Source organism: Streptomyces anandii JCM 4720 (assembly GCF_014650655.1).
GTDB classification, from domain to species: Bacteria; Actinomycetota; Actinomycetes; order Streptomycetales; family Streptomycetaceae; genus Streptomyces; species Streptomyces anandii.
In genome coordinates this window covers 625,982-628,798 of the sequence record NZ_BMVJ01000001.1, presented here as the reverse complement: position 1 = coordinate 628,798, position 2,817 = coordinate 625,982, and the positions used below count along the sequence as shown (strand labels likewise).

Genomic DNA, 2,817 nt, shown 5'->3' with positions numbered 1-2,817 from the left:
CGTCACCGGCGTGCACCAGGAACGACGCGAGCATCACGACGTCGAAGGTCTCCGCCAGGTCGAGATGCTCGATCGGGCCGCATATCGTGCGCGCTCCGCGCACCCTGCGGAGCATCTCCGGCGACTCGTCGACGGCGGTGACGGTGAAGCCCCGCTCCAGCAGCGGGTGGGTCACCCGGCCCACTCCGCAGCCGAGCTCCAGGATGCGGGCGCCCTCGGGCACGGCGCCGGCGACGATGTCCGGCTCGTCGCCCACGGGCAGCCGGGAGTACAGCTCCACCGCGCAGCCGTCGGGTGTGATCGGTCCCGGGCCCGTCCCTTGATACCCCTCGCGCATTTTCAGCCTCATGCCCGTCCAACGGCCCCCTTCGCACGGCCGTTCCCCCCTCGCGGTGGTTCACCCGTACGTGTGAGCGGCGGGCAGGAAAGGGTACGTGGCAGGCAGGAGCTGATCGTGATGCGTACAGGGAGTGAACCGACCACCGCGCGCAGCCCTCTGCGGGCGCGGTTCTGGCTGAGCCTGTGGGGGATGGTCTGGGCGATCTTCGGCACGGTGGTGTTCGTGCTGGTGGACCGGCCCGGGTGGGCGGCGGCCTGCGCCGTGCTGTGGCTGGTGGTCACGGTCGACTTCACGCTCGTGGTCCGGCACATGCGGCAGGGCCCGCACTATCAGCCGGGGCCGGACGTCCCGCCGTACCCACCACCCGAGAACCGGCGCCGTTAGCCGGCCGCGGCCGCGGTCAGGTGTCGAAGCGGGCTCGTTCGAGGTACTGCGGGTTCGGGTCCAGGGCCGCCGCCAGGCGGAAGTGGCGCCGGGCCTGGTCGTGCCGGCCCTGCCGCTCGTAGGTGCGGGCGAGGGCGAAGTGCGCGAACGCGTTGTCCGGCTCGCGCTCCAGGACGACGGTGAACTCCAGCTCGGCGGGCCGCAGCTGGGCCGCCGCGAAGAACGCCCGGGCGCGCAGCAGGCGGGCGGCGGTGTTCTCCGGGTGGGCGGCTATGACCCCGTCGAGCAGCTTCACCGCGCCCCGCGGGTCCCGTGCGGCGAGCAGTCGCTCGGCGGCACGGAAGTCGATGACATGCGTCTCCGGCGTGCGTCCGGACGAACCGCTGGTTTCGGGCACGGCGGAATCCTTCCCTCGCTGGAAGGGTTCAACGCCCCGCCCGGACGGCTCATTCCTGGGCCCTGCGGACGAGTTCGGACCAGACCTCCCGCACCCGCGCGCGCAGCCGCTCGATCGGCACGTCGTTGTCGATGACGATGTCGGCGATCTCCAGGCGCTTCTCGCGGGTGGCCTGGGCGGCCATGCGGGCACGCGCGTCCTCCTCGGTCATGCCGCGCAGCCGTACCAGCCGGTCGAGCTGGGTGGCGGCGCTCGCGTCCACGACGACAACGAGGTCGTACAGCGGTGCGAGGCCGTTCTCGGTGAGGAGGGGGACGTCGTGGACGACGACCGCGTCCGCGGCGGCGGCCTCCTCCAGCTCACGGGAGCGCGCGCCGACCAGGGGATGCACGATCGAGTTGAGCACCGCGAGTTTGTCGGGGTCGGCGAAGACGATGGACCCGAGCTTCGGCCGGTCCAGGGCGCCGTCCCCGGTGAGCACCCCGGGCCCGAAGGCCTCCACGACCGCCGCGAGGCCCGGCGTGCCCGGGGCGACGACCTCGCGCGCGATGCGGTCGGCGTCGATCAGCACGGCCCCGCACTCGACGAGCAGCCGGGACACCTCGCTCTTACCGGCGCCGATTCCGCCGGTCAGACCCACCTTCAGCATGACCGGAAGCTTAGGACCTGCCCGGGACCGGCCGGGCGGCGGGCGTCAGTTGTCGCCCTCGCGCTCGGCCAGGAAGCGTTCGAACTCGCGGCCGATCTCGTCGGCCGAGGGGATGTCCACCGGCTCGGCGAGCATGTTGCCGCGGGTCTCCGCGCCGGCCGCCGCGTCGTACTGGTGCTCCAGGCCCTGGACGAGCGAGGTCAGCTCCTCGTCGCCCTCGCGGATCTGCCGGTCGATCTCGGTCTGGGTGCGGTGCGCGTCGTTGCGCAGGGAGTGGGCGAGGCCCGGCAGGACCAGGCCGGTGGCCGCGGTGATGGCCTCCAGGACAGTGAGCGCGGCGTCCGGGTAGGCCGATCGTGCGATGTAGTGCGGCACATGGGCGGCGACGCCGAGCACGTCGTGCCCGGCCTCCATCAGCCGGTACTCCAGCAGGGCCTCCGCGCTGCCGGGGACCTGCGCCTCCTCGAAGGGGCTGGTCCGCCCGGGGACGAGGTCGACGCGGTTGCCGTGCGGCGTCAGGCCCACGGGCCGGGTGTGGGGCACGCCCATGGGGATGCCGTGGAAGTTCACCGACAGGCGCACGCCCAGGCGCTGCACGATCTGCCGCACGGCCGCCGCGAAGCGCTCCCACTCCACGTCGGGCTCGGGCCCGGACAGCAGCAGGAAGGGCGCGCCGGTGGCGTCCTGCACGAGACGCACATCGATGGCCGGTTCCTCGTACCCCGTCCAGCGGTCGCGCTGGAACGTCAGCAGCGGGCGGCGGGCTCGGTAGTCCACGAGCCGGTCGTGGTCGAAGCGGGCCACGACCTGGTGGGGCATGGAGTCGAGGAGCCCGTCGACGATCTGGTCGCCGGTCTCACCCGCGTCGATGTATCCGTCGAAGTGGTAGAGCATGACAAGTCCGGCCGACTCCTGGGCGAGCGCCATGTCGACTACGGCCAAACCCTTCGGTTCCCATGCGTACAAACCCTGCGGATCAAGCACTGTGACCGCCCCTCCTCGTGTTCACCGATCACAACGAGTGGCGGAGCGTGGGCATTCCCGATA

5 protein-coding genes are annotated in these 2,817 nt (G+C 72.1%); 1 reads left to right on the top strand and 4 read right to left on the bottom strand.

Translation table 11 applies throughout. The annotated features are described in order from the left end of the window. Positions 1-337, bottom strand: a 337-nt coding sequence (locus tag IE249_RS35960; RefSeq protein ID WP_373304331.1) for a class I SAM-dependent methyltransferase, incomplete at its 3' end; no start/stop codon positions are given. Between the two features lie 120 nt (positions 338-457). Here IE249_RS35960 and IE249_RS02820 point away from each other — a divergent pair. Beyond that, complete coding sequence (locus tag IE249_RS02820) at positions 458-724, top strand: DUF6343 family protein (protein ID WP_189703139.1); 267 nt, start codon at positions 458-460, stop codon at positions 722-724. 16 nt (positions 725-740) lie between these two features. Here the strand turns inward: IE249_RS02820 and IE249_RS02815 are convergent, their stop codons facing one another. From IE249_RS02815 to IE249_RS02805, 3 genes are read right to left on the bottom strand one after another with little or no spacing between them, the layout of a single operon-like run. Further along, positions 741-1,121 (bottom strand): tetratricopeptide repeat protein, encoded by a 381-nt coding sequence (locus IE249_RS02815; RefSeq protein ID WP_189703138.1) that lies wholly within the window; start codon positions 1,119-1,121, stop codon positions 741-743. 49 nt (positions 1,122-1,170) lie between these two features. Further along, positions 1,171-1,770, bottom strand: a complete 600-nt coding sequence (gene coaE / locus IE249_RS02810) for a dephospho-CoA kinase (RefSeq protein ID WP_189703137.1) — start codon at positions 1,768-1,770, stop codon at positions 1,171-1,173. 45 nt (positions 1,771-1,815) lie between these two features. After that, positions 1,816-2,754: a PAC2 family protein gene (locus tag IE249_RS02805; RefSeq protein WP_189703136.1), complete on the bottom strand. Its 939-nt coding sequence runs from the start codon at positions 2,752-2,754 to the stop codon at positions 1,816-1,818. Between the last annotated feature and the right edge of the window lie 63 nt (positions 2,755-2,817).